Origin of the sequence: Amycolatopsis cihanbeyliensis, assembly GCF_006715045.1 — a bacterium.
Classification (GTDB): Bacteria; Actinomycetota; Actinomycetes; order Mycobacteriales; family Pseudonocardiaceae; genus Amycolatopsis; species Amycolatopsis cihanbeyliensis.
Genome location: NZ_VFML01000001.1, coordinates 767,965 through 792,671, shown reverse-complemented (window position 1 = coordinate 792,671; position 24,707 = coordinate 767,965). Strand labels below are relative to the sequence as shown.

Sequence of the window (24,707 nt, the reverse complement as noted above, 5' to 3'; positions counted from 1 at the left end):
GAGCCGAGTCGGGCACCGTCGCGGGCATGGCTGAGAAGACGATCGCGTTCGTGACCTATCCCGAGCTGACGCTGCTGGACCTGGCCGGACCGCTGCAGGTGATAGGCACCCTGGCCGCGCTGAACGCCGGCTACCACGTGGTCACCGTCGGTCAGACCACGGAAACGCACGAGACCGACACCCCACTGGCCATCGCCCCGAACAGGACCTTCGCTCAGGTCCCCAAGCCGGACATCGTCGTCGTGCCCGGCGGTATGGCGGGCACTCTCCGGGCGATGACCGACGACACGATGCTGAACTACCTGCGTACTGCGGCCACCGGCGCGGAGTTGATGACCTCGGTGTGCACGGGCTCCCTGATCCTCGGCGCGGCCGGGCTGCTGCACGGAAGGGAGGCGACGACACACTGGTCGATGCTGGGGAAGCTGGCGGTCTTCGGCGCCACACCGGTTTCCCGGCGCTGGGTCGAGGACGGCCCGGTGCTGACCGCGGCCGGTGTGGCCGCCGGCGTCGACATGGCGCTGTACCTGGTCGCGCGGCTGGCGGGCGAGGAGGCGGCCTGGCAGGCGCAGTTCGCCATCGAGTACGACCCGGACCCACCCTTCGGCACCCTGGACTGGGACCGGGCCCCGCGCGCCCGGTGGGCCCCCGCCGTCGACGCGGCACTCCGCGAAGGCCTTGCCGACCACCCGGAGCTGCGCGGCCGCCTGACCAGCACCGAAGCCTGAGCGGAACCTGCTGTCGAGGTCGCGGAGCGGGCGCGCTACAGTACTGACCATCGCCTTCCACGCGGCTGGCGATGGCCGGGCTGTGGCGCAGTTTGGTAGCGCACTTGACTGGGGGTCAAGGGGTCGCTGGTTCGAATCCAGTCAGCCCGACCGGCTAGAACGGGGCCGCTGGTCTGAGAAATGCCAGGTCAGCGGCCCCGTTTACGTCCAGCCTGAGGTTCGTGCGGACGGTCCTCATCGGACCGGGTAGGCGGCGGAGTGACCAGCTGGGTGACTACGACCGTCGCGCCCGCTCGGCGGACCCGGTCCATGGCCACCGCGCCCTGAACCATCACCGTTGTGTCCGGAGCCGCGCGATGTCCTCCAGCGGCACCCCTGTCCGACGTAGGTGTTCGAGCCCGAGCATGGTCACCACGACATCCCAATGGGGCACGGCGGCCTGCCCGTTCAATGCTCCGCGCAAACGGCACCGCTCTACAGCGGAAGTGGGGCCTGTGCCTAGCCAGTGCCAGGCGGTTTCGTCTGGGTAAGTCGGCCGGGACTGGCGAGACGTATACCGCCGAGTAGCGGATGTGGCCGTCGACGGCACTTGGGAGCGGGGTTTCACCGCCCTGATCGACCGGGCCGATGCTGACCGGAACGTGAGCGGGGCGGTGTCGGTGGACTCCAGGATCGTGCGGGCCCACCAGCACGCGGCCGGAGCTCACAAAAGAGGACTCCAGCCGGCGAGCCGGACGACCACGCTACCGGTCGGTCCCGTGGTGGGCCGACCACGACGATCCACCTGGCGGCCGATGGACGCCGCCGACCACTGGGAGTGCCGGCTGGCCGCGTCCTGTGTTGTTGTGTGCCTATCTGCACTACCGCTGGCCTGGCGCATCGGGATGCTGCATCGTCGGCACGGGTCGAGGGCACGATCCGCTCCGGAACTGGCCGGACAGCGTCGTGTCAACCTGTGCTGATTCGATCGCGTGTTGCGTTGTTGAGGTTGGCAGACTGCTCACATGACAGGTCTGACCGCCGAACTCGTGGTTGATGGTCGCGCACCGCGGACCCCGGCCCTTGCCCCGAACGGGCAACTGCTGTGCTACATCCTCGCTCCCCTCAGCCGGACCGGTGACCACCTCGACACCGAACTCCGGCTCGTCGACACCGACGGCGCCACCGCGTCGCGCCGGGCGACCGCCGACACGTCGACGGAGTCCCGACCACGCTGGTCCGCGGACTCGGGCACGCTGTTCTTCCTGTCCGACCGAGCTGACCGCGGTACCTCGCAGGTGCACCGGCTCACCCTCGCCGACGGCGCGGCGACCGCGGTGACCCACTGGCGCGCCGGCATCAGCGACCACCTGCCGCTCGCCGACCCCAACCTGGTCGCTCTGCTCGCCCAGGACGAACCCACCGAGCGGGACGCGCGCCGCGCCCGGGACCGCGACGACGCCATAGTCGTCGGCGAACGCGAACCGCGGGACCGGTTGCGCCTGCTCGACCTGCGCACCGGCCAGGTCACCACCCCGGCTGTGTTCGGCGACCGGCACGTGGTGGAACTGCGGCAACGTCCCGACGGTGGCCCGCTCGCCGTGCTCACCCAGGCCAGCGGCGACAAGGACTACGGCCCCCGCACCGGCCAGCTGCACCTGTTCGACCCCGCGACCGGGGCCACGGTGGACCTCGGGCCGGTCGGGGTAGACGCACACTCTCTGGCCTGGTGGCCAGGCGAGGACGGCTGGCACCTCGGGTACCTCGCACTCACCCCACCGGTTCTGCACGCCGGCACCGCCGTGTTCGTTTTGACCGTGCACAGCCGCGTCGTGCGTAACCGCACCGCCGACCTGCCGATGTGCCCCACCGAGCTGCACCAGACCGACACCGCCCCACTGGTGGTGTTCGCCGACGGCCTGAACACGACCCTGGCCCGGCTGGACCCCACCGGTCCCACCACCGTGTCGCGGCACCCCGGACGCCTCGCCGACCTCACCACCACACCCACCGGCGAGAAAGTCGCGGCACTGACCGGCACCCGCTACCAGCCCCCGAACGTCCACCTCGGGCCGGCGACCGGGCCGCTGCGCAAGATCACCAACACCCGCCCGGAACTGGACGGCGTCACGCTCGGCACCCAGCGACCGCTGGCTTACCGTGCCGCCGACGGCCTCGACCTGGACGGCTTGCTCGTACTGCCGGCAGGACAATCCGCGTCGGACGGCCCGTTTCCGCTGGTCACCATCGCCCACGGCGGCCCCTACGACCGCTTCGCCGATCGTTTCCAGCTGTTCTGGTTCCCCAGCGCGCAGTGGCTGGCCACCGCCGGCTACGCGGTGTTCCTGCCCAACCCGCGCGGGGGCCAGGGCCACGGCCACCAGTTCGCCGCCAGTGTCGCCGGCCGGGTCGGACAGGAGGAGTGGACCGACATCCTGACCGGCATCGACCTGCTCACCGCCGAGGGCGTCGCCGATCCGGATCGGTTGGGCATCGCCGGCGGGAGCCACGGCGGGTTCATGGCCGCCTGGGCCGTCGGCCAGACCGACCGGTTCCGCGCCGCGCTGGTCCTCGCCGGCGTCATCGACTGGGGCATGCTCGCCGCGACCGGAGAGTACGGCCAGCTCGATGCCGCGCTCGGCGGCAGCACCGGGTGGTCCGGCGTCGGCCCGCATCCGCACGACGCGGTCAGCCCGATCTCCTTCGCCAGCCGCGTTCACACCCCGGTGCTCATCCTGCACGGCGCCGAGGACACCAACGTTCCCCTCGGCCAGTCCGTGTACTTCCACCGGGCGCTGCGCCACTTCGGCGTCGAGCACGAGTTCGTGATCTACCCGAGAGAGGGCCACTCGATCCGCGAACGCCCTCACCAACTCGACGTCCTGCGCCGGACCCGTGCCTGGTTCGACCGCTGGCTCCGGCCCTGACCAAGGGCACGTGGCCCTGGTCTCGTTGATTCCCATGACAATGACGATGAGGGCGGCAAGATCGCTCGCGGGCAGGTCGCGACGCGAGGCGTGTCCCTTGCCTCGCCGACGAGTGTGACGTTGCCGTTGCTCGACAAGGCGCGGCTCATTGCCCGCTTGCCCCCCTGAACGTGGGGATGCCCAGGCTGATGGCCGGTCGACGGAGCGTTCGCCGGGTGTCCTCACGCTTGGCTCGCGGGAAGGTGAGGGTCGTGTCGATACCTTCGATCTCGCCAGCCCAGTTCTCCGCCTCGGCGCGGTCGCGGCGGCCGAAGCCGCCGGGAGCCTTGCCGGTGCGGTCAACGTCGCCGGTGGGCTCGGTGACCGGGCCGGCGAGACCCTGCTGAGTTCGGTCAGGGAAGCCTTCGCCGGCGGGCCGCACACCGTCGCCGCCATCGGCGCCCTCGTCGTGGTGGCCTTCGCGGTCGGCGGTATGGTCGCCCTGCGTAAGGCCCGCACCTTGACCGCGGCGACTGAATCTTGATTGATTCCAGAAACTCGGGCACACTGCCGGGCGTGCCAACGACCTCGGACCTCGAGCGCATGCTGCGCGGGGTCGCCCTGCGGGTGACGCGTCCCCGGGTGGCGGTGCTGTCCGCGGTCCACGACCATCCGCACGCCGACACGGACTCGATCATCGGTATCGTGCGGGGGAGCCTCGGCGGGGTGTCCCATCAGGCCGTCTACGACGTACTGCGCGCGCTGACCGCCGCGGGGCTGGTGCGACGTATCCAGCCGCCGGGCTCCGTGGCGCGTTACGAGTCGCGGGTGGGGGACAACCACCACCACGTGGTGTGCCGGTCGTGCGGGGCCATCGCCGATGTCGACTGCGCCGTTGGCACGGCGCCTTGCCTGGCGGCGTCCGACGACCACGGCTTCGTGATCGACGAGGCCGAGGTCATCTACTGGGGCCTGTGTCCCACCTGCTTCACCGCAACCCGTTCCTGAGCAACGCTGAACCGTCCGAAGGGATTTCATGTCCGAGAACAACGAAGAAGCCGCCGCGGGCGGTTGTCCGGTCGCGCACGGCAACCGGCTCCCGCACCCGACTCAGGGCGTCAGCAACACCTACTGGTGGCCGAGCCGGCTCAACCTGAAGATCCTTGCCAAGAACCCGCCCGCGGCCAACCCGATGGACGAGGAGTTCGACTACGCCGAGGCGTTCAACAGCCTCGACCTGCCGACCGTGAAGCGGGACATCGAGGAGGTGCTGACGACCTCGCAGGACTGGTGGCCTGCCGACTTCGGCCACTACGGCCCGCTGATGATCCGGATGGCCTGGCACAGCGCGGGGACCTATCGCGTGAGCGACGGCCGCGGCGGTGCGGGCGCCGGTCAGCAGCGTTTCGCCCCGCTGAACAGCTGGCCGGACAACATCAGCCTGGACAAGGCCCGCCGGCTGCTGTGGCCGGTCAAGCAGAAGTACGGCAAGAACATCTCGTGGGCCGACCTGCTCATCCTGACCGGCAACGTCGCGCTGGAGTCGATGGGCGTCAAGACCTTCGGCTTCGCCGGCGGCCGTGAGGACTCCTGGGAGCCCGAGGACGATGTCTACTGGGGCTCCGAGACCACCTGGCTCGGCAGCGACATGCGCATCTCGGGCGGCGAGCAGCGCGTCCTGGAGAACCCGCTGGGCGCGACCCACATGGGCCTGATCTACGTGAACCCGGAAGGCCCCGAGGGCAAGCCGGACCCCGTCGCCGCTGCCAGGGACATCCGCGAGACCTTCGGCCGGATGGCGATGAACGACGAGGAGACCGTCGCGCTGATCGCCGGCGGGCACACCTTCGGCAAGACCCACGGCGCGGCCCCCGACTCCCACCTGGGTGCCGACCCGGAGGGCGCTTCCCTCGAGGGGCAGGGCCTCGGCTGGAAGAACAGCTACGGCACCGGCAAGGGTGCCGACGCCATCACCAGCGGCCTGGAGGTCACCTGGACCAGCACGCCGACCCGGTGGAGCAACGGCTTCTTCGAGAACCTGTTCGGGTACGAGTGGGAGCTGTACGAGGGTTCGGGCGGTGGCTGGCAGTGGAAGCCGAAGGACGGCGCGGGTGAGGGTACGGTCCCGCATGCCCACGACCCGGCGAAGAAGATCGCGCCGAACATGCTCACCACGGACCTCGCGCTCAAGGTCGACCCGGTCTACGAGCCGATCTCCCGGCGTTTCATGGAGAACCCCGACCAGCTCGCGGACGCCTTCGCCCGTGCCTGGTTCAAGCTGACCCACCGGGACATGGGGCCGATCCAGCGCTACCTCGGCCCCGAGGTGCCGAGCGAGACGCTGATCTGGCAGGACCCGATCCCCGCGGTCGACCACGACCTGGTCGACGCCTCGGACATCGCGGACCTGAAGAGCCGGGTCCTCGGCTCGGGCCTGTCGGTCTCCGAGCTGGTGTCGACGGCGTGGGCGGCGGCCTCGTCGTTCCGGGGCAGCGACAAGCGGGGCGGCGCCAACGGTGCGCGGATCCGGCTGGAGCCGCAGCGGAGCTGGGAGGTCAACAACCCCGACCAGCTGGCGAAGGTGCTGCGCACGCTGGAGGGCATCCAGGAGTCGTTCAACTCCGCGCAGAGCGGCGGCAAGAAGGTCTCGCTCGCCGACCTGATCGTCCTCGCTGGATGTGTCGGCGTCGAGCAGGCCGCGAAGAACGCGGGCCAGGACATCGAGGTGCCGTTCACGCCGGGGCGTACGGACGCGACCGAGGAGCAGACCGACGTCGAGTCGTTCTCGCACCTCGAACCCCTCGCCGACGGGTTCCGCAACTACGTCGGCAAGGCCGCCCCGCAGCCCGCCGAGTACATGCTCATCGACAAGGCGAACCTGCTTACGTTGAGCGCGCCGGAGATGACGGTGCTCGTCGGTGGACTGCGGGCGCTGGGCGCGAACTACGACAGGTCCTCCCTCGGGGTGCTCACCGACAGGCCCGGTTCGCTGACCAACGACTTCTTCGTGAACCTGCTCGACATGGGCACGGAGTGGGCCCCGGAGGCCGGGTCGGGTTCGGAGGCGGAGTCCTTCGAGGGCCGCGACCGGCACAGCGGCGAGGTCAAGTGGACCGGTAGCCGGGTCGACCTCGTGTTCGGCTCGAACTCCGAGCTGCGCGCGCTCGCCGAGGTCTACGCGAGCGACGACGCGGGGGAGAAGTTCGTACGCGACTTCGTGGCCGCCTGGGACCGGGTTATGAACCTCGACCGGTTCGACCTGGTCTGAGCCCGGTGTCCGGGCCGGCCGTGCGCCGGCCCGGACACCGGCCGACTTTCCTCCGGGAACACCTGCGGCCTGTCGCGGCGGGTCGCCGAAGCGGCCGTGGCACGGCTGGACGCGACAGTACGGCCGGATGGCACGGGTGACCGGGCTTGCCGTTCCCGCCATACTGGTGCTGAGCCACAGGCCGCGGGTGAGGAGCTCGGACGTGTCGTTCGGGGCGGAGTTGCGCAGGTTGCGGCGGGAGGCCGGGCTGTCGCTGACGGACCTGGCGGCGAAGGTCCACTACAGCAAGGGTTACCTGAGCAAGGTGGAGACCGGTGCCGCCCGGCCCAACGCGGCGCTGGCCGCCCTGTGCGATACCGAGTTCACCACCGGAGGAGCGCTGGCGTCCCTGCTGCCCGCCGATGCCGCACCCCGCCGACGTGGGGTGGTGTTGACGCCCATGCGATCCGGGTTGCCCGCGGTCACCCCGCACTTCACCGGCCGGGCCGAGGAACTCGACCAGATCCGGGCGGCGTTGTCGCGGGAGGTGGATGGGGCAGCGGCGGTGTGCGCGGTCCATGGCATGGCCGGGGTCGGCAAGACGACACTGGCGGTGCGCTGCGCACACCGCCTGCAGGCCCGTTTCACCGATGGCCACCTGTTCCTGGACCTGCGCGGGCACACCCCGGATGCCGGCGAGGTCACCGCGGCCGAAGCGCTGGACCGGTTCCTGAGGTTCCTCGGAGTTCCCGGCGAGGAGATTCCGGCCGACGTCGACGACCGGGCCGCGCTGTATCGGGACCGCCTGCTGGGCCGGAGCATGCTGATCGTCCTGGACAACGCCAGGAGTGTTCGGCAGCTGCGTCCGCTGATCCCGGCCGAGCCGAAATGCCGGGTCCTGATCACCAGCAGGCACCGGCTCGCCGCGCTCGACGACGCCTGGCACGTGCCGGTGTCCCTGCTACCCCGGACCCAGGCGATCGACCTGCTCGCCGAGCTGGTCCGGGACCACCCCGGTGGGGACGGTGCCGAGGAGGTGTTCGGCAGCGTCGTGGACCACTGCGGCCGGCTTCCCCTTGCCATCCGGGTCGCCGGGGCTCGGCTGCGCGCGAACCCCAGCTGGAGCCCGGCCGATCTCGATCAGCGTCTCGCCGTCGAATCAGCTCGACTGGGTGAGCTCGACGACGGCGAGCGCAGTGTCACGGCCACCTTCCGACTGTCCTACCAGGACCTACCGCCCGGGCAACGACGCCTGTTCGGGCTCCTGGCCCTCCACCCCGGGACGGACCTCGAGCTCTACAGCGCCGCCGCCCTGGCCGACACGGACCTCCGCACCACGGAAGCTCTGCTGGCCGGCTTGCACGACGCGCACCTCCTTACCCACCAGCACACCGGCCGGTACCAGTTCCACGATCTTCTCCGCACCTTCGCCCGCACCGTCGCGCTCCCCGAGATTCCCGGGACCGAACGGCGCGTCGCGCTGCGCCGGCTGCTGGATCTCACCCTGCACGCCACCGACCAGGTGGACCGGATCCTGGCCCCGCAGCGATACCGACCCGAGTTCGCCTACCCGTACCTGCCCGTGTCGGTGCCGGACTTCCACCGCGACGGTTCCGGGGAGGACTGGATCCGGGGGGAGTGGGCCAACCTGGTCGCGCTCTGCGCTCTCGCCGCACGGCACGGTGTCCACGACCGGTGCTGGCAGCTCGCGTTCGCGCTGCGCGGCTTCTTCTTCCTCACCAAACTCTGGGACCCCTGGATCACCACCCACGAACACGCTCTCGCCTCCGCCGAGGCCGTCGGGGACACCTGGGCCCAGGCCATCACGGTCAACAACCTCGGCGTCGCCACCATCGACCGCGGGGACGTCGGCGGCGCCGAACGCCACTACCGTGCCGCGCTGCCGCTGTTCCGCACCATCGGCGACGAGAACGGGGTGCACACCACCCTCAACAACCTCGCCTGGATCCACTTCTTCCGCGGCGACCACGCCGGCGCGGCCGAAGGTATGTGGACCGCGTTCGCGTTCTACCGGCGAACCGGAGCCCACCGCAACGCCGCCATCGCCCAACGCGGCCTCGCCATGGTCCTGGCCGAACTCGGTGATCACCCTGGCGCGCTCGACCACGCCACCGAGGCACTCACCGCGTTCGAAGAGCTCGGCCTCGACCTGGACGCGACCATGGCCTGCAACGCGCGCGGCTGGATCCACTTCCACGCGGGCGAGCACGAGGAGGCGGCGACCGCATACAGCGACGCGCTCGAGCGCAGCCATCGATGCGGAAGCACCTTCGAAGCCGCGCGCGCCGAGACCGGCCTCGGCAACATCGCCGCGGCCCTGGGTAGACCGGACCGAGCCCGGCACCATTGGAGCCGGGCCGCTCGGCAGCACCCCAACCTCGACCCCACCGTCGTCACCGAGGCCCGAGCCCGGCGAGGTCCTGCCGGTTTCGCAGGCCACGAACCAGGTCGACCACCTGCCGTTCGTGGCCGGTGGGCTTACTAGGATCGGCGGGTCCGCACCGTGCGCATGGAGGAACTCCGACGTGGCCAACCGTTTCGGCGTCCTCCTTCGTGATGCCCGGCGCCGGGCGGGCCTGACCCAGGACGAGCTGGCCGCGCGGTCCGGTGTCGGCGTGCGGACCATTCGCAGGCTGGAGACCGGCAGCGGCACCGACCCGCGTGTCGGCACGGTGACCTTGCTCGCCGACGCGCTGGACGTGACCCCCGACGAACGCCGTAACCTGCTGGCCGCGGCCGACGGTAAGCAACCGCGACAGGAGCCGCCCGAGCCCGCACCGTCCCCCACCGCCGCTGGGCCGGCACCGGTGGAGGGCGAAGCGCGTTCCGTACCGGCACCCGGAGGACTGCCCGCGGTCCCGCCGGAGGTGTCCGAGGCGGCCGACCACCTGGCCAGGGTCATGGCCGCCCGGCTGCGGCGCGCGGAGGAACTGCGCCGCGTGCACGACCCGTTCCCGCTGCCCGTGCGGTGGCGGCAGGCACCTGAGCACCTTGCCGACCACTGGGACAACATCTGCCGCGTCCCCGCTGGCGTGACCGCCGCCCCGCTGGACCTCTCCGGCGAGGTGGGCGACATCGCGAGCGCCTACCGGCGTGTTCCGTCACGGCGGCTGGTGGTGCTGGGCCGCGCCGGCTCGGGCAAGACCGTGCTGGCCCTGCGGTTCGTCCTCGATACGCTGGCCGCGCGGGAGCCGGGCGGCGCGGTCCCGGTGATCTTCGACATCGGGTCGTGGGACCCGACCGCGACACCGTTGCGCACGTGGCTGGTCGAGAGGTTGCAGCGTGACCAGCCCGGCCTCGCCGCCGCCGCGCCCGGCGGGGCGACGCTGGCGGCCGTGCTGGTCGACACCGGGCGCGTCCTGCCGGTGCTCGACGGCTTCGACGAGATCGCCGAGGGCCTGCACCGCCCGGCCCTGGAAACGCTGAACTCCCTGTCGACGCCGCTGGTGCTGACCAGCCGTTTCGCCGAGTACCAGCGGGCCGTGACCGTGGTCGACGTGCTGACCTCGGCCGCCGTGGTCGAGCTGACCGACCTCACCCCCGACGACCTCGCAGGCTACCTGCCCCGCACCGCCCGACGCGGCACCGCCGACGGCGGCAGCGGCACCACGTGGGACGCCGTCCTCAGCGCGTTGCGTGACCCCGACAATGCCGAGGCGAGCCCGCCGGCCAACCTGGCCGCCGTGCTGACGACGCCGCTCATGGTCGGCCTCGCCCGCACGGTCTACAGTGACTCGCGCGACCGCGACCCGACCGACCTGCTGGACGCCACGCGGTTCCCCACGCCGCGCGCCGTCGAGGAGCACCTGCTCGACACCTTCGTGCCCACCGTGTACGGCGGGCAGGCGGCATCCGCCCGCGACGGCGGCACGCGGCGGAGCTGGGAGGTCGACCGCGTTCGGCGCTGGCTGGGATTCCTCGCCGACGACCTCGACCGGCGGGGCACCGGCGACCTGGAATGGTGGCGGATGGGCGGCTCGCTTCGCCGCTCGTCGCGTGTCCTTCTGGTGGCGGCTTTCGCGTGTGTGGCCGCGGCGCTGGTCGACTGGCTGGTCTTCAGCCCCGTCAACGCGCTCGTGTCCGGCACGCCGCTGCATGGGCATGTCGTCCTCGTGGACGGGCTGGTCATCGGCCCGGTCGTCGGCGTGCCGTTCGGCCTGCTGTACCTGCTGGTGGTGGTGCGCAGGGGCAGGATGCCCGAGCCGACGCGAGTCCGGGTGCGGCTGCTCGACCGATCGGGTCGGCAGCCCGGCTTCCGGCGCAAGGTCGTCGCGCGGTTCGCGGCCGGGGTGCTGGGCGGCGTTGTCGCGGGCGTCGGTTATGCGCTGGCGGCCACCGTGGTGAAGGTGCTGTCCCCGAACTGGACCTACGCTGTCGACGCCGGCGTGCTCGTGCGGGTGACCCTTGTCGACGCCGGCGTCTACGCCCTCGTCTTCGGTCTGGCCTGTGGGGTGGTGCTGGCACTCGCGGCCGTCCTCGAGGCGCCGGCCAACCTCACCACCGCCACCAGCCCCGGCGATCTGCTCGCGGCCAACCGCGCGACCGCGCTACGCCTCGCCTGCGGGCTCGCGCTCGCCCTCGCGCTGGCCATCGCCTTCGGCGGCTTCGCGGCCATCGGTGCGGTGCAGGCGATCGCGGATCCGCTGCCCTGGGATCTGCACTGGAACCTGGAGACCGGTCTGCTGCTGGGACTGATGGGCGGGATGAGCGCGGGCCTGGCGTACATCGTGACCTTCACCGCGTGGGGGCAGTGGCTCCTCTTCACTCGCTTCCGCCTCCCGCTCGTCGGCAGGTTGCCCTGGGCTGTCAACGCGTTGCTCGACGACGCCTACCGGCGGGGCGTGCTGCGCCGGTCCGGCGCCGTCTACCAGTTCCGCCACGCGCGCCTGCAGGAGCACCTCGCGAAGGCGTACCGCGCCGGTCGCTGAGTCCTTTTGCCTGGTCAAGACCACCGGCCAGAAATGGCCGCCGCGTGACCTTCCGCGCTGTTCCCCGCGGCCACGAGCATGGGGCACCGCCGACCAGGGGTCAGCGACCGGAAAGGGGATTCTGGGGTGGCGAGCGAGACGTCAGCGGAAGGGGTGTGGCCGGAGCCGGTGTCCGCGGCCGAGCAACCGGCGACCACGGGAACGTCCGGTGTGTGGGATGGGTATTTCGGCCGGCCCGCGCCGCCGGAAGGCGGCGTGAACTGGGACACCTACAGCCACGAGGAGTTGTACCAGATGTTGTGGCAGGACGCCGATGTCGCCGACGTCAGCACCATCGCCGCGGAGTGGTCCGAGCACCGGTCCGCGCTGGTCAACCACGCCGAGGTGCTGCGCGAGCAGCGGGTCGCGTTACTGGAGGGCTGGCAGGGCACGGGCGCCGAGCAGGCCGCGCGCAGGCTCGACCTGCTCGCCGACCGGGTGGAGAAGATCGCCGAGCTGGCCCACGCGGGTGAGCGGGCCGCGGAGCAGGCGGCCGACGCGCTGGCGAGGGCACGGGCCACGATGCCCGCGCCACCGGGGGAGGCGGCCGCGCCGATGACCGACGCGGCGACGAACTGGGCGGATCTCACCGCGGCGACGCCGGCGAGCCGGCCGGCACCGAGCACGCCCACCGCGGACACGGGCAATGCCTTCGACGCGGTGGGCGGCGCGGGGTTCAGCTTCTACGTCGGCGCCAACGCGACGGACATGCACAAGCAGCAAGCGGTCCGCTCGATGCGAACCTACGAATCCAGCCTGACGGACTCGAGTCACCTGATCGGCCAGGCGCAGGGAACGATTCCGGCCGCCGCCGCGACGCCGAGCGGCACGACCGAGCCCGCCGGTGGGGCCGCAGGCGGCACGCGGTCCTGGCGGGACCTGGTCGGCTCCGGAGGCGGTGGCGGCGCGGCCACGGGGCCGTCGGCGGGTGCCACCGCCGGCGCGCTCGTGGGCGCGGGGCGCGTCGTCACCGGGATGGGACAGGCCGCGGGGATGGGCCCCGTCGCCGGGATGGGCCCCGCCAACCCGTTGGCACAGGGCATGCGGGCCGGTGCGATGCCGATCCAGGGTGGGCCGGGCGGCGCGGCGGCGCAGGTCGCCGCCGAGTCGGCCGCGGCGCGTACGGGTGCGCTCGGGGGCACGGTGCCACCCGGTGCCGGCGCGCGCGGCGGGTCGGAGGGGGAAGAGCACGAAAACCACCTGCCGACGATCGACCACGAGCTCTTCCCGCTCGCGGAGCCGGGTAGCGAAGCGGTCATCGGCCTTCCGCCGGAGGCCCGCCGGTGAGCGACGGGCAGGGAATCGGACTCGAGCTGGACCTGCTCGACCAGCGGATCACGACGCTGGCCGAGCTCGGTGACCTGACCGGCGACCTGGTGGCCACCGCGAGCCGGCTGGCCGAGCGGCTGCCGATGCTCGGCACCGCGCCGCCGGCCGTGCACCTGGCGATGCGGTTGCGCGAGGCTGCGGGCAGTTCCGGCCTCGCCGGCGAGGTCGAGGCCACGGAGCGGGAGGTGCGGGAGTACAAGCAACTGCTCGCCAGTGCCAAGCGGAAGTACGAGGAGCACGAGGACCAGTCCGGCGAGGACGTTCGGGCCAGGGGAGAGGTCGGTGACGCGGCCGGCCGGCCCGGTTCATCAGGGCGGCCCGCATGACGGTGACGACCGAACCACCCGTCGAACACGGCGTCCCGTTCAGCTTGCCGGAGCTGGACCTCCTCGCGACCTTCGCGGGGGAGCGCTTCCCGTTTCCGCTGCGGGTGCCCTCGTTCGGCCGGATCGAGGGCGAGCGCAAGGCGCTGCTGGGCGGGGCCGCCCAGGCACTGTCCGAGCGAGGCCTCGCCACGGCACGCGGGCCGGTCGGCGCCGCGGCGGACCTGGTCACCGCGCTGCGCGAGCACCGGAGCACGGTCGACCTCGTGGTGGTCGACCGTGGTAAGGCGACCGGCGTCCTGGCCATGGTCCACGGGCGTCGCGCGGTGGTGTGCCGCCAGTCGATCGGCGGCACACCGGGTCCGGTCGCCGTCACGCGGGTCACGGCGACCGCGCTGACCGACGAGTTCACGAACCGGATCCCGAGGGTGGAGGCCGCGCCGGCGGCGCCGATCACTTTGCCTCCCGGCGTCGTCGGTGACGCGACGCGGCTGCTCGAGAACACGGCGGGTATCGCGGCACCCCGGAAGCGTGTGCGCACGCTGATCCGGGAACGCGGGGGCGACGAGGCCGCTGTCGACGCGCTCGTCGAGCTGGTGCCGCCGGTGACCGGACGTGGGCAGCTCGGCACCGTCGTCCGGCGAGCGGGCGGAGCGGAGCGCCCGCTGGAACTGTCGTGGTTGGACAGTCCGCAAGGGAGAATCAGGGTGGACAACGACGCTCGCGGCTGGGTGAGCATCAACCCGTTGCGGCGCGGCGAACTGGTCCGGGTACTACGCGAGGCGGCGACGCTCGCCCGCCGCTAGCGCGGGGGAACACAACAAAAGCTCGGTCAACACACGGGGGAAGGAAGAAGGAGACCGCCATGGATCCAGCACAATGGCTGGCCGATTACCGCGACCGCCTCGAGCGCGCGGCGCGCGGCGCTCGCCAGGCACGCGAGAGCCTGCAGGAGTCCGGGGCGACCGCGAGGTCGCCGCGCGGCGAGGTCACGGTATCGGTGAACGCCGCCGGGGTGCTCGAGGGAGTCACGCTGACGCCGATGGCGCGCAAGCTCGAGGCCGACGCGCTGGCCGGGCTCATCGTGAACACCGCGCGCGAAGCCCAGTGCCTCGCCGCCGAACGGATGGCCGAGGTGATGGCTGGCTACCTGGGTGACAGCCCGGCACTCACCCAGCTCACGCAGCACCTGCCGGCGGAGGTAGTGCGATGACCACACAGCGGTCGTACAGCGTCGACCCCGAGCAGCTGCGCGGACACGCCACCAGGCTGGCCGCGCACGCCGACCAGCTGTCCTCGGCCGGCACGGGGCTGCCGGGTGAGATGGGGTCGCTGTCGCTGGGCGCGTTCGCGCAGTTCATCGCGGCAGGCATCGGCTCCGCGATGACCGAGACGGCGGACGCGGTCGCTCAGGCCGCGTCGACATTGGACACGGTGAGCCATGGGATGCGGCGAGTCGCCGATCAGTACCAGCGCTCCGATGAGGGCCACGCCGCCGCACTCACCGGTCTCGGGTCGATGCTCGAGGAGGGCACTCGATGAGCACGACAACGCAACCGCGGGAACGCTCCGGGGAAGTGTCGGAGTCCGGTGGCCCCGATCCGTCGGCGGTGGAGATCAGCACGGCGCTCGCCGAACTGCGGATTGCCGGGGACTCCGTCGGCAACAAGGAATGGTTGTCGGCCGAGATCGCGGGCGAGCCCGCCGTCTCGCTCGGGATGCTCGGTTCGACGGCGAGCCCACTGTCCGCCTTGGCCAGCGCGGGGTGCGACTTCCTCACCCCGATGATCTCGTTCCTCGAGGAGCCGCTCGACCAGTTGCGCGGCGAGCCGGACTCGGTGTCGGGCCCGGCCGGCGAGCACGAAGGTGCCTCGCGGGCCGCGAACTCCGTCGCCGACGACTACAGCTCCACGACAGAACGCGAGACCAGCGAGTGGTCCGGTTCCGCCAAGGCGAACTACGCGGAGACGGCCACCAAGCTGACCGACGGGATCAGGTCGGTCGCCGAGACGGCGGCGACCAGTTCGAAGGCGATGATCGCCGCGGGGGAGGTGGTCGCGCAGGTCGTCGACATCGTCACTCGGCTGATTACCGAAGCCGTCGGCAAGATCGTGCCGATCATGACCGAGGCCATCGCCGCGGCCCCCGCCACGTTCGGGGCGAGTATCGCGCAGGCCATCCCGCGGTGTGTGGCGATCGCCGTGGACTACGGCGGGCGGATCGCGGCAAAGCTGGGCGCGTTGCTCGCCAGCGGCGAGAACCTGGTGAAGCTGATCGAGGGCGCGGTCGGCGTGCTCAACGTGGTCCGGGAAGGGCTCACCGTTATCGGCGACCTGGCCGGTGGCGGATCATCCGAGACTCGGGACCGGGAACCCGAGACGACCGGGGAGGAACTCAGGTGACGAGAGCGACCAGAGCGACCAGAGCGACCAGAGCGACACAGCGGTGGCTGGTCGCGCTCGCGGGAGGTGTCGCGCTCGCCGTCGTCGCCCCCTTCGCACCGGCGTGGGCCGACGAGCACGCGGACACCCAGGCCATGCTCGACCGGTACCAGCAGAAGACCGGCCCCGGCGCGGCCGTCCATGCCGGGCGGGGCACCGAGGCATGGACACTGACCAGCGGGTCCGCCAGCACCCGCGAGGACCGGCCGATCACGGCGGCCGACCATTTCCGGATCGGTAGCCAGACCAAGACGTTCACGGCGGCGGTGGTGCTGCAACTGGTCGACGAGGGCCTCGCCGAGCTCGACGCGCCGGTCGAGCGGTACCTGCCCGGCGTGGTCACCGGGAACTACGACGGCAACGTCATCACGGTGCGCCAGCTGCTCAACCACACCGCCGGGCTGCCCCGCGAGGCCGGCGGGGCGGAGCCGGGGCCGGACGGCACCTACGAGCTGGCCGCGGTGGTGCGAGCGGCGATGGACGACGCGCCGGTGTCCGAACCCGGCGGGCCGATGCACTACTCCAACGTCGGCTACCTGGTGCTCGGCATGCTGATCGAGAAGATCACCGGCCAGTTCGTCGGTGACGCGATCACCGAGCGGATCATCGAGCCGCTCGGGCTGACCGGCACGTCGTTCCCTGCGCAGGGGGAGCGGGCGCTGGCCGAGCCGTACGTGCCCGGCTACCAGGGCTTCCGGCTGGGCGGTCTCTTCTTCTGGCTCGACGCCACGACCATGGTCGAGCTGTCCCGATTGAGCACCGCCGGTGCGATGGCCTCCTCGATGGGCGATATGGCGACGTTCTACCGCGCGCTCGCCGGCGGCGAGGTCGTCTCGGCCGAGGCACTCGCCGAGATGCGTACCACCGTGCCGGTCGCGCCGGGTTCCCCGGCAGGTTACGGCCTCGGCCTGTTCAACCTGGCCCTTTCGTGCGGTGGTGTGGCGTGGGGGCACGACGGCATCTCGACGACCGGGCACGCGTCGATCACGATGGTCACCGACGACGGCCGGTTCGCGTCGCTGATGACCAACGCCAACATCATCGGGAAGGACCCCGCGGCCGCCGACGTGGTCAACGCCGCCCTGTGCGAAGGAGAGTCGTGATGAGGCGAAGGTGGATGCCGACGGCACTCGGTCTCGGCTTCGCGCTGGTGAGCGTGCTCGGCCTGACCGGAGCCACGCCGGGCGCGCGGGCGTCGACCGCGCCGCCGGTCCTCACCGACGGCCACGGGTTGACCGTCGTCAAGCAGCCGTGGTGGGTGGACGGGAACGAGCGCACGTTCACGTTCGTCGTGCGAACGGACGAGGTGCCGAAGTACTCGGCGATGGCGGGCCAGGTCTCCGGCGAGCACGTGATCATGGTGACGTTGCCGGAGGACTACGACTCTTCCGGCGGCACCCGCTACCCGGTGCAGTACCACCTGCACGGCCACCCCGACTACCCGGACACCGCGCTGAACCAGCAGATGTTCGAGGAGTCCACGGCCGGCGGTGTCCCGCTGATCAACGTGGCGCCCAACGGGTCCGGTCGCGGCTGGTACACGAACTGGGTGAACTCGCCCGCCGAGCTCGGGCAGCAGAACTGGGAGAACTTCCACCTCGACCAGGTGATCCCGTTCGTCGACGCGAACCTGCGGACGATCTCGACGCGGGACGCAAGGGCGATCTCCGGGCACTCGATGGGCGGCTTCGGCGCGTTCCACTACGCCGAGCGCAGGCCCGAGCTGTTCGGTTACCTCGGCAGCTTCTCCGGCGGGCTCGACCTGCTGAACCAGGCGCAGCGGGCGGCGGTGGTCGGCACCACGCAACTGCCCGGCAGCGGCACGCCGACAGTGCCGGCGGACGCGATCTTCGGCGTGCCGGTGTGGCCGCTGGACACGGTGTGGAACGTGAGAAGCCCGGCACAGCACGTGGAGTCGCTGCGCGGCATGGGCGTGGCGATGTACGCGGGCAACGGCGGCAACCTGGCCGAGGAACCCGTGGCGGCCCTCGCCGAGAGCGTGGCACGCGATACCAACCTGGTCACCAGGGACAACCTGGTGGCGGCCGGGATTCCGCACACCTTCGTCGACTACGGCGACGGCAGCACCTGGGCGGAAGGCTGCGACGGCAAGCACGCACAACCTGCCTGCCTGAAGGCCGACATGCGGCACTTCGTCGGGCTGCTCATGGCGGGACTCGCTCACCCGTGACCGACCGGTCAGGCGATGGTGCCCCGCCAGTCACCGGAGAAACGGGCGATGTTGACGCGAATACCGTTCTCGAACGGTGCGGTCATGGTCGCGGTGACCGTCGTGCGCGGCAGCGGCACCGGCGGGTCGTGATGCCGCATCGGGCGGGCGAGCCCGACCCCGATGACGATCCAGCCGATGTTCCCCTGCCGGTCACCCTGGGCGAATTCGACCGTCACCGGGCGACCGACCGCGCTGCGGACCAGTGATCTGTCGGCCCCGACCGGGATCAGCAGGTCGCCGCTGTCGAGAATGACGCAAGCGAGGCGGATCGGGACCCGCCCGTCGATCGATACCATGGCACGGCGACCACGCTCAGGTGATCCGATGAGTCGGACGCACTCGGAATGTGTGAACATCGTGCCGTTCCACCTCTCGTCCTCGAGACAGAGCCGACGACGCCATTATCCGGCGGACGGGCGAGCCCGCCAAGGGTGGGCTCGGTACCACTCCGGTAACGGTCCACAGTAGATCGGACGGGCTTCCGGCGGCCGGAAGCCCGCCGCGCCTTCACCTGATCGGCCGATTGCGTCCAGGTCCTGGCCTCGCGATCGGCACCCGATCCGGTGGCTCGGCTTGTCCCGGCCCGCTCAGGCGGCCACGCTTTCGGTGCGCCTGCTCCAGATCCGGTGTTGGGCGAGTTGACCCGCGAAGGCGGCGAAGAAGTCCTCGGGTAGCGAGTTCTCCGCCGCTGTGGAGGTGACCACCCCGTTGTCGGTCCGGACTTCGGGTCCGCCGGCGAGATTGTCCGTGATGCCCGCTTTGCGCAGCAGCTCGAGGCCGGAGCCGAAGCCGGCGACCGGCTTGGCGTGCTTGTAGGCCTCGGCAAGAAAGTGCACCGCGTAGCCATCGGTGGCGAGGGTGGCCACGCTGTCCGGGCCGCAGGGAGCCACCACCGCGTCGTACAGCACCGAGGCCATCGTGTTGATCGCGCGGTCGGCGGTGATCGGCTCGCCGTGGCCCGCGCTGAGCTCGCCCTCGGTCGGTGCCAGCACCTCCACGATGGCGCCCTGGTCGCGCAGCGCGTCGATCAGCCTGCGGACACCGGTGGCGTCCACACCATCGGCCGCGAGTACCGCGATCTTGCGGGTCTCGATCTTGTGCATCGGTGCGTTCAGCTGGGACAGCGCGGGAGAGGACCGCTGGTGACCCTGCTCCCCGTCCGGTGCGGGAGCGGTGACCCCGACGCCTTCGGCGGCCCTGCGGGCGAGGTCGTGGTCGACGTGGTTGAGCTGGGTGACCGTTCGTGCCCTGATCTCCTTGTCGACCACCTTGCCGAGTTCGAACCGGTACGCCGCGACGATGTGCTCGGCCTCCACATCGGACATGCTGTTCCAGAACAGCCTTGCCTGGCTGTAGTGGTCGGTGAAACTCGCGCTGCGTTCCCGGATCTTCTGCCCGTCCACCCGCTCGGTGTAGTGCCGGAACGCCCCGGACTCGGCCAGCGCCGGGCAGCCTCCGCCAACGCTGTTCTTGAAGTAGCTGGACTGTCCCCGATGGATGTCCTGCTGGCCGTAGCCGTCGCGCTGGTTGGTGTGCACGGGCGCGATCGGCCGGTTGACCGGTAGCTGGGCGAAGTTCGGCCCGCCGAGCCGGATCAGCTGGGTGTCGAGGTACGAGAAGTTGCGCGTCTGCAGCAGCGGATCGTTGGTGAAGTCGATACCGGGCACCACGTTGGCGGTGTGGAAGGCGATCTGCTCGGTTTCGGCGAAGAAGTTGTCCGGGTTGCGGTCGAGCACCATCCTCCCCACCGGCCGCACCGGAACCCGCTCCTCCGGGATGATCTTGGTCGGGTCCAGCAGGTCGAAGTCGAAGGCGAACTCGTCGGCCTCGTCCACCAGCTGCACCCCGAGCTCGTACTCGGGGTACTGCCCGGCCTCGATGCTGTCCCACAGGTCCCGGCGGTTGAAGTCCGGGTCCTTGCCGGCGATCTTCTGCGTCTCGTCCCACACCAGCGAGTGGGTGCCCAGCACGGGTTTCCAGTGGAACTTGACGAACGTCCCCCTGCCGTCGGCGTTGACCAGCCGGAAGGTGTGCACCCCGAAGCCCTGCATCATCCGGTAGCTACGCGGCAGCGCACGGTCGGACATCAGCCACATCACCATGTGCAGCGACTCCGGCTGCAGGGACACGAAGTCCCAGAAGGTGTCGTGCGCCGACTGCGCCTGCGGGATCTCGTTCGGCGGCTCCGGCTTCACCGCGTGCACGAAATCGGGAAACTTGATGCCGTCCTGGATGAAGAACACCGGCATGTTGTTCCCGACCAGGTCGTAGTTGCCCTGCCGGGTGTAGAACTTGGTGGCGAAGCCGCGCACGTCCCGTACCGTGTCCGCGGAGCCGCGGGAACCGGCGACCGTGGAGAACCGGACGAACACCGGGATCTCCTCATCGGGATTGGTCAGGAACTCCGCGGTGGTGTGCTCGGCGAGGGAGCTGTCGTAGGGACGGAACCGGCCGTAGGCGCCCGCGCCGCGGGCGTGCACCACGCGCTCCGGGATCCGTTCGTGGTCGAAATGGGTGATCTTCTCACGGGCGTGGAAGTCCTCGAGCAGGGTCGGGCCGCGCGCCCCCGCGGTGAGGGAGTCGTCGGTGTGGTCCACCCGCACCCCCTGCTGGGTGGTGAGCAGGGTGCCGTCCTGGTCCACGCGCGCGCGTTCGAGCTGCTCGTCCTTGGCGTCGCCGGTTCGGGAGTTGGCCACGGTGCCGCCGCCTTTCGAACGTGGTGGGTCGTCGCGCATCGGCTACCCGTGACGTGCCCGGCCAAACCCCAGGAGGTTCCGGAGTGGGCGCGGGAGCAACCCGCCGGCGGGCGCGGGCCGATCGCGCTCATGCCGTCGACATGCCGGGGTGGTCACGGGGGCGGGGGAGGGCTACCGTGGATGGTGCCGGTTGAGCCCGAGCTGGAGTACCCGTCCCTCTGTGCGAGAGTGATCGTCCGGTCCAGACCGCGTGCCGCCGGCTTCTCGCCATTGACTGCCAGGAAGGCACGTTCAATGGATTCTTGCGAGATCCTCGCCGCCGCCGTGGCCGAGCGCGCGGCGGCGACCCGGTACCTGACGGTGCGCTGTACCCGGCATCGTGCCGACGTGGAGGTGTGCGCCGCGGCCGGGGAGATCGACCTGCACACCGTGGTGCTGTTGCGGGACGCCCTGCGCGAGGCCGAGCAGCGGCGGACCGGCCGGGTGCTGATCGACCTGTCCGAGGTGGAGTTCCTCGCCGTAGCGGGGGTGCGGGTGCTGGTGACGGCCGCGCAGCAGGCACGGGCCGCGCACCGGCAACTGGGCCTGGTGGTAGCCACCCGGCCGGTGCGGCGGGTGCTGGAGCTGACCGGTGCCCTGGACCTGCTGGTGACCTACGACTGCCTGGCCGACGCCGTTGCCGCCCTGTCCGCCCCGGACTTACCGGCCGGGAGGCTTCCGGCCGGTGACGGGTAGGGCCGGGGAGCCTACGGGTCGTTCGCCGGTTGACCGTGGTCCGGAATCTCACCGGTGGTGTTGATGGTGCTGGCGAGTTCGCGAATCTTGATGTTGTGATCCTGCGACACCTTCGTCAACATGTCGAACGCCGCCCGTTCGTCGAGCTTGTGCCGTTCCATCAGGATGCCGAGGGCCTCGCCGATGTCCTGCCGGCCGCTGATCGCCTCGTGCAGCTGCGCATGGGCGCGGGCACTGGACAGCGCCACGGCGGCATGCGAGGCCAGGACCCAGCCCGCCTGCTCGGAACGTTCGTTGCAGGCGTGTGGCCGCGTCGAGTACAGGTTCAACGCCCCGAGGTCGTCCTCACCCTCGGTGTACAGCAGGAACCCATCATGCTGCCGATCCCCAGCTCACGCGCCAGGAGGCGTACCTCGGCCACCGGTGCTCCGCGGTGGTCAGGTCGGCGATCCGGTACACCTTCTGCTTGTGGTACGCGGCGTCGAAGCACGGTCCCGACCGCAGCTCGGCCTGCTTCCGGTCGGAAGCCCTGGCCAGGTTGTCGGTCACCGACAAGGTATGCACGCGCCCCCCGCGCAGCACCTGGACGCCCGCGGAGGCACAGCCATCCACCAACCCGACGGCGTGGGACGTGATTCGGTCCAGTGTGCCGTGCACGGAATACTGGGCGAGCAGGTCGCGGGCCATTCCCGCCAGCCCGGTCGCCAGGTCGGTCCATTCCGAGCACTCGGACATCACTGCTCACCTCCTCCTCGATTCGGGAATGCCCGGGCCGGGTGACCGTCACACGTGCGCCGAGCCGGTGATTGGGTTCGCCGCGATCGGGGCACCCCACAGCCAGGTCGTCGCCGCGCCCGGGAGCGGCGGGGGCTCAGGGTTCGCCGGTTCAGCCAGCAGCCGGCGGGGTCGTCCGAAAGGTGAGGAGTGACCATGGCGAGGCCGGTCTGGAAGGGTTCGTTGAACTTCGGTCTGGTGACCGTCCCGGTCCAGGTGTTCAGCGCCACCGGTGATCACACCATCCACTTCCGGCAGTTCGAGCGCGGCACGTCGGACCGGGTCCGTTACCGGCGGGTCAACGAGCGAACCGGCGAGGAGGTCGACTACCACGACCTGGTGCGGGGCTATGATCTCGGCGGCGGGGAGTATGTCCAGGTCGAGCAGTCCGAGCTGGCGGAGGTCGCACCGGGTCGCTCGCGCACCATCGACATCCGGTCCTTCATAGACCCGGCCGAGATCGACCCGCTCTTCTTCCAGAAGAGCTACTGGCTCACGCCGGGTGACGCCGAGTTCGCGCGTCCCTACGCCGTGCTGGCCGCGGCGATGGCCGAGACCGGACGCGGGGCCGTCGCGTCCTTCGTCATGTGCGGCAGGGAGCACATCGCGCTGGTCCGGGCCACCGAGGCGCTGCTGACCATGGACACCCTGCTGTTCGCCGAGGACGTCCGCGACCCGGAAACCGAACTCGGCGGCCTTCCCGAGCTGCCCGAGATCGGCCGGAAGGAACGGGACATGGCCGTCGACCTGATCGAGTCGATGAGCACCCGGTGGCAGCCGGAGGACTACCCGGACACCTCTACCCAGCGCGTCCGCGAGTTGATCGAGGACAAGAAGGCGGGGCGCACCGTCACGGTGGCCGCCGAGGCCCCCGAGCCGACCAATGTCGTGGACCTGACCGAGGCGCTGTCCGCGAGCATCCAGCGGCACGGCGGGAAGTCGGGCAAGCCGTCCCGGCGGCGGTCCGGTCAACGCTCCGGGGACGACCGGGCGGAGCTGGCCGAGGCGAGCAAGTCCGAGTTGGCCAGGATTGCCCGCGAGCTCGCTGTCGCCGGCCGCTCGAAGATGAGTCGCGCGGAGCTGGTCGAGGCGATCGAGGCCGCGCGTTCCGCCCGGAAGCGAGCGTCCTGAGCGACGTGCCGGCGGGAACGCCGTTTGGGCGGTACGCGGGGCGGGTAGCTGAGGTGGAGCGAACGGAGGCAGCACGCTGTGAGGTGATGATGGCTTCCCTGCGAGAGCTCTCCGAACGAGGACAGAGCGTGTGGGTGGACTACCTGTCCCGCCCCATGCCGCGTACCGGTGAGCTGGGCGAGTTGGTCGATGCCGGGGTCACCGGGTCACGTCCAACCCGACGACGTTCAAGAAGGCCATCGCCGACGCCGAGGCCTACGACGACCAGCTGCGCGAGTTGATCGAGGCGGGAAGCAAGCCGAAGGACGCCTTCCTCGCCCTCGCCCAGCGGGACATCCGCGAGGCATGTGACCTGTTGCGCCCGGCCTTCGACCGGGCAGGGGGCAATGAGGAGGGCTGGGTGTCCCTGGAGGCCGACCCGCGGCTGGCCTACGACACCCAGGCTTCCGTCGACGAGGCGGTCCACCTGCACCGGCTGATCGACCGCCCGAACCTGTTCGTCAAGATCCCCGGTACGGAGGAGGGACTGCCGGCGATCGAGGAGTCCATCGCCGGCGGGATCCCGGTGAACGTGACCCTGCTGTTCTCGCTGTCCCGGCACCGTGCCGCGGCCGAGGCCTACCTGCGCGGGCTGCGCCGGCTCCGAGACAGCGGCGGCGACCTGGCCTCGGTGGGCTCGGTGGCCTCGTTCTTCGTGTCCCGGGTCGACGCGGAGGCCGACCGCAGGCTGGCCGAGGCAGGCGGGCCCGAGGACCTGCGGGGCACCCTGGCGATCGCGAACGCGAAACTGGCGTACCAGACCTACCGCGAGGTCTTCCAGGGGCCGGAATGGGAGGAACTCGCCGCCGCCGGGGCACACCCCCAGCAGTGCCTGTGGGCTTCCACCTCGACCAAGGACCCGCAGTTGCGGGACGTGCTGTACGTCGAGGAACTGATCGGTCCGGACACGGTCAACACGATGCCGCGGCAGACCATCGCCGACTTCCGGGACCACGGGCGGGCCGCGGACACGCTGGAGACCGGCCTGCCCGAGGCGCGGCGCACCCTGGACCGGTTCGCCGAGGCCGGCGTTGACTACGACTCGGTCACCGCGGCGCTGGAGGAGGACGGGGTGCGCCAGTTCGCGGACTCGTTCCGGGAACTGCTCGACGGCATCGCGGCGAAGCAGGAGGCCCTGGTGCGGTAGGTGGCACGGCG

The 24,707-nt window shown here is 70.9% G+C and carries 22 protein-coding genes and 1 tRNA gene; 18 read left to right on the top strand and 5 right to left on the bottom strand.

Annotation, left to right across the window (positions count from 1 at the left end; genetic code table 11):
* Window positions 1-26: 26 nt before the first annotated feature.
* The 3 genes from FB471_RS03270 (at window position 27) to FB471_RS03255 (ending at window position 3,634) form a co-directional block, all read left to right on the top strand.
* Window positions 27-728 (top strand): DJ-1/PfpI family protein, encoded by a 702-nt coding sequence (locus tag FB471_RS03270; protein ID WP_141995861.1) that lies wholly within the window; start codon window positions 27-29, stop codon window positions 726-728.
* Between the two features lie 76 nt (window positions 729-804).
* A tRNA-Pro gene (locus tag FB471_RS03265) sits at window positions 805-878 on the top strand.
* A gap of 854 nt (window positions 879-1,732) precedes the next feature.
* Window positions 1,733-3,634, top strand: a complete 1,902-nt coding sequence (locus tag FB471_RS03255; RefSeq protein WP_141995860.1) for a S9 family peptidase — start codon at window positions 1,733-1,735, stop codon at window positions 3,632-3,634.
* Window positions 3,635-3,779: 145 nt separating this feature from the next.
* On the opposite strand, the gene FB471_RS34430 is transcribed toward FB471_RS03255, so the two are convergent.
* Window positions 3,780-4,196 carry a hypothetical protein gene (locus FB471_RS34430; RefSeq protein ID WP_211357938.1) on the bottom strand — a complete coding sequence of 139 codons (417 nt, stop codon included), beginning with the start codon at window positions 4,194-4,196 and terminating at the stop codon, window positions 3,780-3,782.
* Here FB471_RS34430 and FB471_RS03245 point away from each other — a divergent pair.
* The 12 genes from FB471_RS03245 (at window position 4,190) to FB471_RS03190 (ending at window position 18,132) form a co-directional block, all read left to right on the top strand.
* A complete protein-coding gene (locus FB471_RS03245) occupies window positions 4,190-4,621 on the top strand; it encodes a Fur family transcriptional regulator (protein WP_141995859.1) in 432 nt (143 codons plus the stop codon). The two genes, FB471_RS34430 and FB471_RS03245, sit on opposite strands and share 7 nt — an antisense overlap.
* 28 nt (window positions 4,622-4,649) lie before the next feature.
* On the top strand, window positions 4,650-6,881 hold the full coding sequence (gene katG, locus FB471_RS03240; protein ID WP_141995858.1) for a catalase/peroxidase HPI: 2,232 nt from the start codon (window positions 4,650-4,652) through the stop codon (window positions 6,879-6,881).
* Window positions 6,882-7,083: 202 nt separating this feature from the next.
* Window positions 7,084-9,366, top strand: coding sequence for an ATP-binding protein (locus FB471_RS03235; protein ID WP_246076226.1), 2,283 nt, complete (start codon window positions 7,084-7,086; stop codon window positions 9,364-9,366).
* Between the two features lie 40 nt (window positions 9,367-9,406).
* The gene (locus FB471_RS03230; protein WP_141995856.1) at window positions 9,407-11,809 is read left to right on the top strand and encodes a helix-turn-helix domain-containing protein; all 2,403 of its coding nucleotides are present in this window, start codon (window positions 9,407-9,409) and stop codon (window positions 11,807-11,809) included.
* A gap of 126 nt (window positions 11,810-11,935) precedes the next feature.
* Complete coding sequence (locus tag FB471_RS03225; protein WP_141995855.1) at window positions 11,936-13,135, top strand: hypothetical protein; 1,200 nt, start codon at window positions 11,936-11,938, stop codon at window positions 13,133-13,135.
* On the top strand, window positions 13,132-13,503 hold the full coding sequence (locus FB471_RS03220) for a hypothetical protein (protein ID WP_141995854.1): 372 nt from the start codon (window positions 13,132-13,134) through the stop codon (window positions 13,501-13,503). Before FB471_RS03225 ends, FB471_RS03220 begins: the two co-directional genes overlap by 4 nt.
* Window positions 13,500-14,306, top strand: a complete 807-nt coding sequence (locus FB471_RS03215) for an ESX secretion-associated protein EspG (protein ID WP_141995853.1) — start codon at window positions 13,500-13,502, stop codon at window positions 14,304-14,306. Before FB471_RS03220 ends, FB471_RS03215 begins: the two co-directional genes overlap by 4 nt.
* 59 nt (window positions 14,307-14,365) lie before the next feature.
* The gene (locus tag FB471_RS03210; RefSeq protein ID WP_141995852.1) at window positions 14,366-14,713 is read left to right on the top strand and encodes a YbaB/EbfC family nucleoid-associated protein; all 348 of its coding nucleotides are present in this window, start codon (window positions 14,366-14,368) and stop codon (window positions 14,711-14,713) included.
* Complete coding sequence (locus tag FB471_RS03205; protein WP_141995851.1) at window positions 14,710-15,042, top strand: type VII secretion target; 333 nt, start codon at window positions 14,710-14,712, stop codon at window positions 15,040-15,042. The genes FB471_RS03210 and FB471_RS03205 overlap by 4 nt, the downstream gene beginning before the upstream one ends.
* A complete protein-coding gene (locus tag FB471_RS03200; protein ID WP_141995850.1) occupies window positions 15,039-15,902 on the top strand; it encodes a WXG100 family type VII secretion target in 864 nt (287 codons plus the stop codon). Before FB471_RS03205 ends, FB471_RS03200 begins: the two co-directional genes overlap by 4 nt.
* Window positions 15,899-17,044 (top strand): serine hydrolase domain-containing protein, encoded by a 1,146-nt coding sequence (locus FB471_RS03195; protein ID WP_141995849.1) that lies wholly within the window; start codon window positions 15,899-15,901, stop codon window positions 17,042-17,044. Before FB471_RS03200 ends, FB471_RS03195 begins: the two co-directional genes overlap by 4 nt.
* Window positions 17,044-18,132 carry an alpha/beta hydrolase gene (locus FB471_RS03190; RefSeq protein WP_141995848.1) on the top strand — a complete coding sequence of 363 codons (1,089 nt, stop codon included), beginning with the start codon at window positions 17,044-17,046 and terminating at the stop codon, window positions 18,130-18,132. The genes FB471_RS03195 and FB471_RS03190 overlap by 1 nt, the downstream gene beginning before the upstream one ends.
* Window positions 18,133-18,140: 8 nt before the next feature.
* Here the strand turns inward: FB471_RS03190 and FB471_RS03185 are convergent, their stop codons facing one another.
* Together FB471_RS03185 and FB471_RS03180 are read right to left on the bottom strand one after the other, a co-directional pair.
* The gene (locus FB471_RS03185) at window positions 18,141-18,470 is read right to left on the bottom strand and encodes a hypothetical protein (protein WP_246076225.1); all 330 of its coding nucleotides are present in this window, start codon (window positions 18,468-18,470) and stop codon (window positions 18,141-18,143) included.
* Window positions 18,471-18,761: 291 nt separating this feature from the next.
* Entirely contained in the window at window positions 18,762-20,870 is a 2,109-nt protein-coding gene (locus FB471_RS03180) for a catalase (RefSeq protein WP_246076224.1), read from the bottom strand.
* 294 nt (window positions 20,871-21,164) lie between these two features.
* Between FB471_RS03180 and FB471_RS33950 the strand changes: the two genes are divergently transcribed.
* The gene (locus FB471_RS33950) at window positions 21,165-21,605 is read left to right on the top strand and encodes an STAS domain-containing protein (protein WP_170220683.1); all 441 of its coding nucleotides are present in this window, start codon (window positions 21,165-21,167) and stop codon (window positions 21,603-21,605) included.
* Between the two features lie 11 nt (window positions 21,606-21,616).
* On the opposite strand, the gene FB471_RS34840 is transcribed toward FB471_RS33950, so the two are convergent.
* Together FB471_RS34840 and FB471_RS34835 are read right to left on the bottom strand one after the other, a co-directional pair.
* Window positions 21,617-21,853 (bottom strand): ANTAR domain-containing protein, encoded by a 237-nt coding sequence (locus tag FB471_RS34840; RefSeq protein ID WP_246076223.1) that lies wholly within the window; start codon window positions 21,851-21,853, stop codon window positions 21,617-21,619.
* Window positions 21,854-21,977: 124 nt separating this feature from the next.
* Window positions 21,978-22,340, bottom strand: coding sequence for a hypothetical protein (locus FB471_RS34835; RefSeq protein WP_246076222.1), 363 nt, complete (start codon window positions 22,338-22,340; stop codon window positions 21,978-21,980).
* 195 nt (window positions 22,341-22,535) lie between these two features.
* Here FB471_RS34835 and ku point away from each other — a divergent pair, with 195 nt between their 5' ends.
* A complete protein-coding gene (gene ku, locus FB471_RS03165) occupies window positions 22,536-23,510 on the top strand; it encodes a non-homologous end joining protein Ku (protein ID WP_141995844.1) in 975 nt (324 codons plus the stop codon).
* 238 nt (window positions 23,511-23,748) lie between these two features.
* The gene (gene tal / locus FB471_RS03160; RefSeq protein WP_246076665.1) at window positions 23,749-24,696 is read left to right on the top strand and encodes a transaldolase; all 948 of its coding nucleotides are present in this window, start codon (window positions 23,749-23,751) and stop codon (window positions 24,694-24,696) included.
* The last annotated feature ends 11 nt before the right edge of the window (window positions 24,697-24,707 follow it).

Bases quoted from the DNA above. Each gene is read 5' to 3' on its own strand.
- FB471_RS03270 (WP_141995861.1), top strand. From the start codon at position 27: ATGGCTGAGAAGACGATCGCGTTCGTGACCTATCCCGAGCTGACGCTG.
- FB471_RS03255 (WP_141995860.1), top strand. From the start codon at position 1,733: ATGACAGGTCTGACCGCCGAACTCGTGGTTGATGGTCGCGCACCGCGG.
- katG (WP_141995858.1), top strand. From the start codon at position 4,650: ATGTCCGAGAACAACGAAGAAGCCGCCGCGGGCGGTTGTCCGGTCGCG.
- FB471_RS03215 (WP_141995853.1), top strand. From the start codon at position 13,500: ATGACGGTGACGACCGAACCACCCGTCGAACACGGCGTCCCGTTCAGC.
- FB471_RS03210 (WP_141995852.1), top strand. From the start codon at position 14,366: ATGGATCCAGCACAATGGCTGGCCGATTACCGCGACCGCCTCGAGCGC.
- FB471_RS03205 (WP_141995851.1), top strand. From the start codon at position 14,710: ATGACCACACAGCGGTCGTACAGCGTCGACCCCGAGCAGCTGCGCGGA.
- FB471_RS03200 (WP_141995850.1), top strand. From the start codon at position 15,039: ATGAGCACGACAACGCAACCGCGGGAACGCTCCGGGGAAGTGTCGGAG.
- FB471_RS03190 (WP_141995848.1), top strand. From the start codon at position 17,044: ATGAGGCGAAGGTGGATGCCGACGGCACTCGGTCTCGGCTTCGCGCTG.
- FB471_RS03185 (WP_246076225.1), bottom strand. From the start codon at position 18,470: ATGGTATCGATCGACGGGCGGGTCCCGATCCGCCTCGCTTGCGTCATT.
- FB471_RS33950 (WP_170220683.1), top strand. From the start codon at position 21,165: ATGGATTCTTGCGAGATCCTCGCCGCCGCCGTGGCCGAGCGCGCGGCG.
- FB471_RS34835 (WP_246076222.1), bottom strand. From the start codon at position 22,340: ATGTCCGAGTGCTCGGAATGGACCGACCTGGCGACCGGGCTGGCGGGA.
- ku (WP_141995844.1), top strand. From the start codon at position 22,536: ATGGCGAGGCCGGTCTGGAAGGGTTCGTTGAACTTCGGTCTGGTGACC.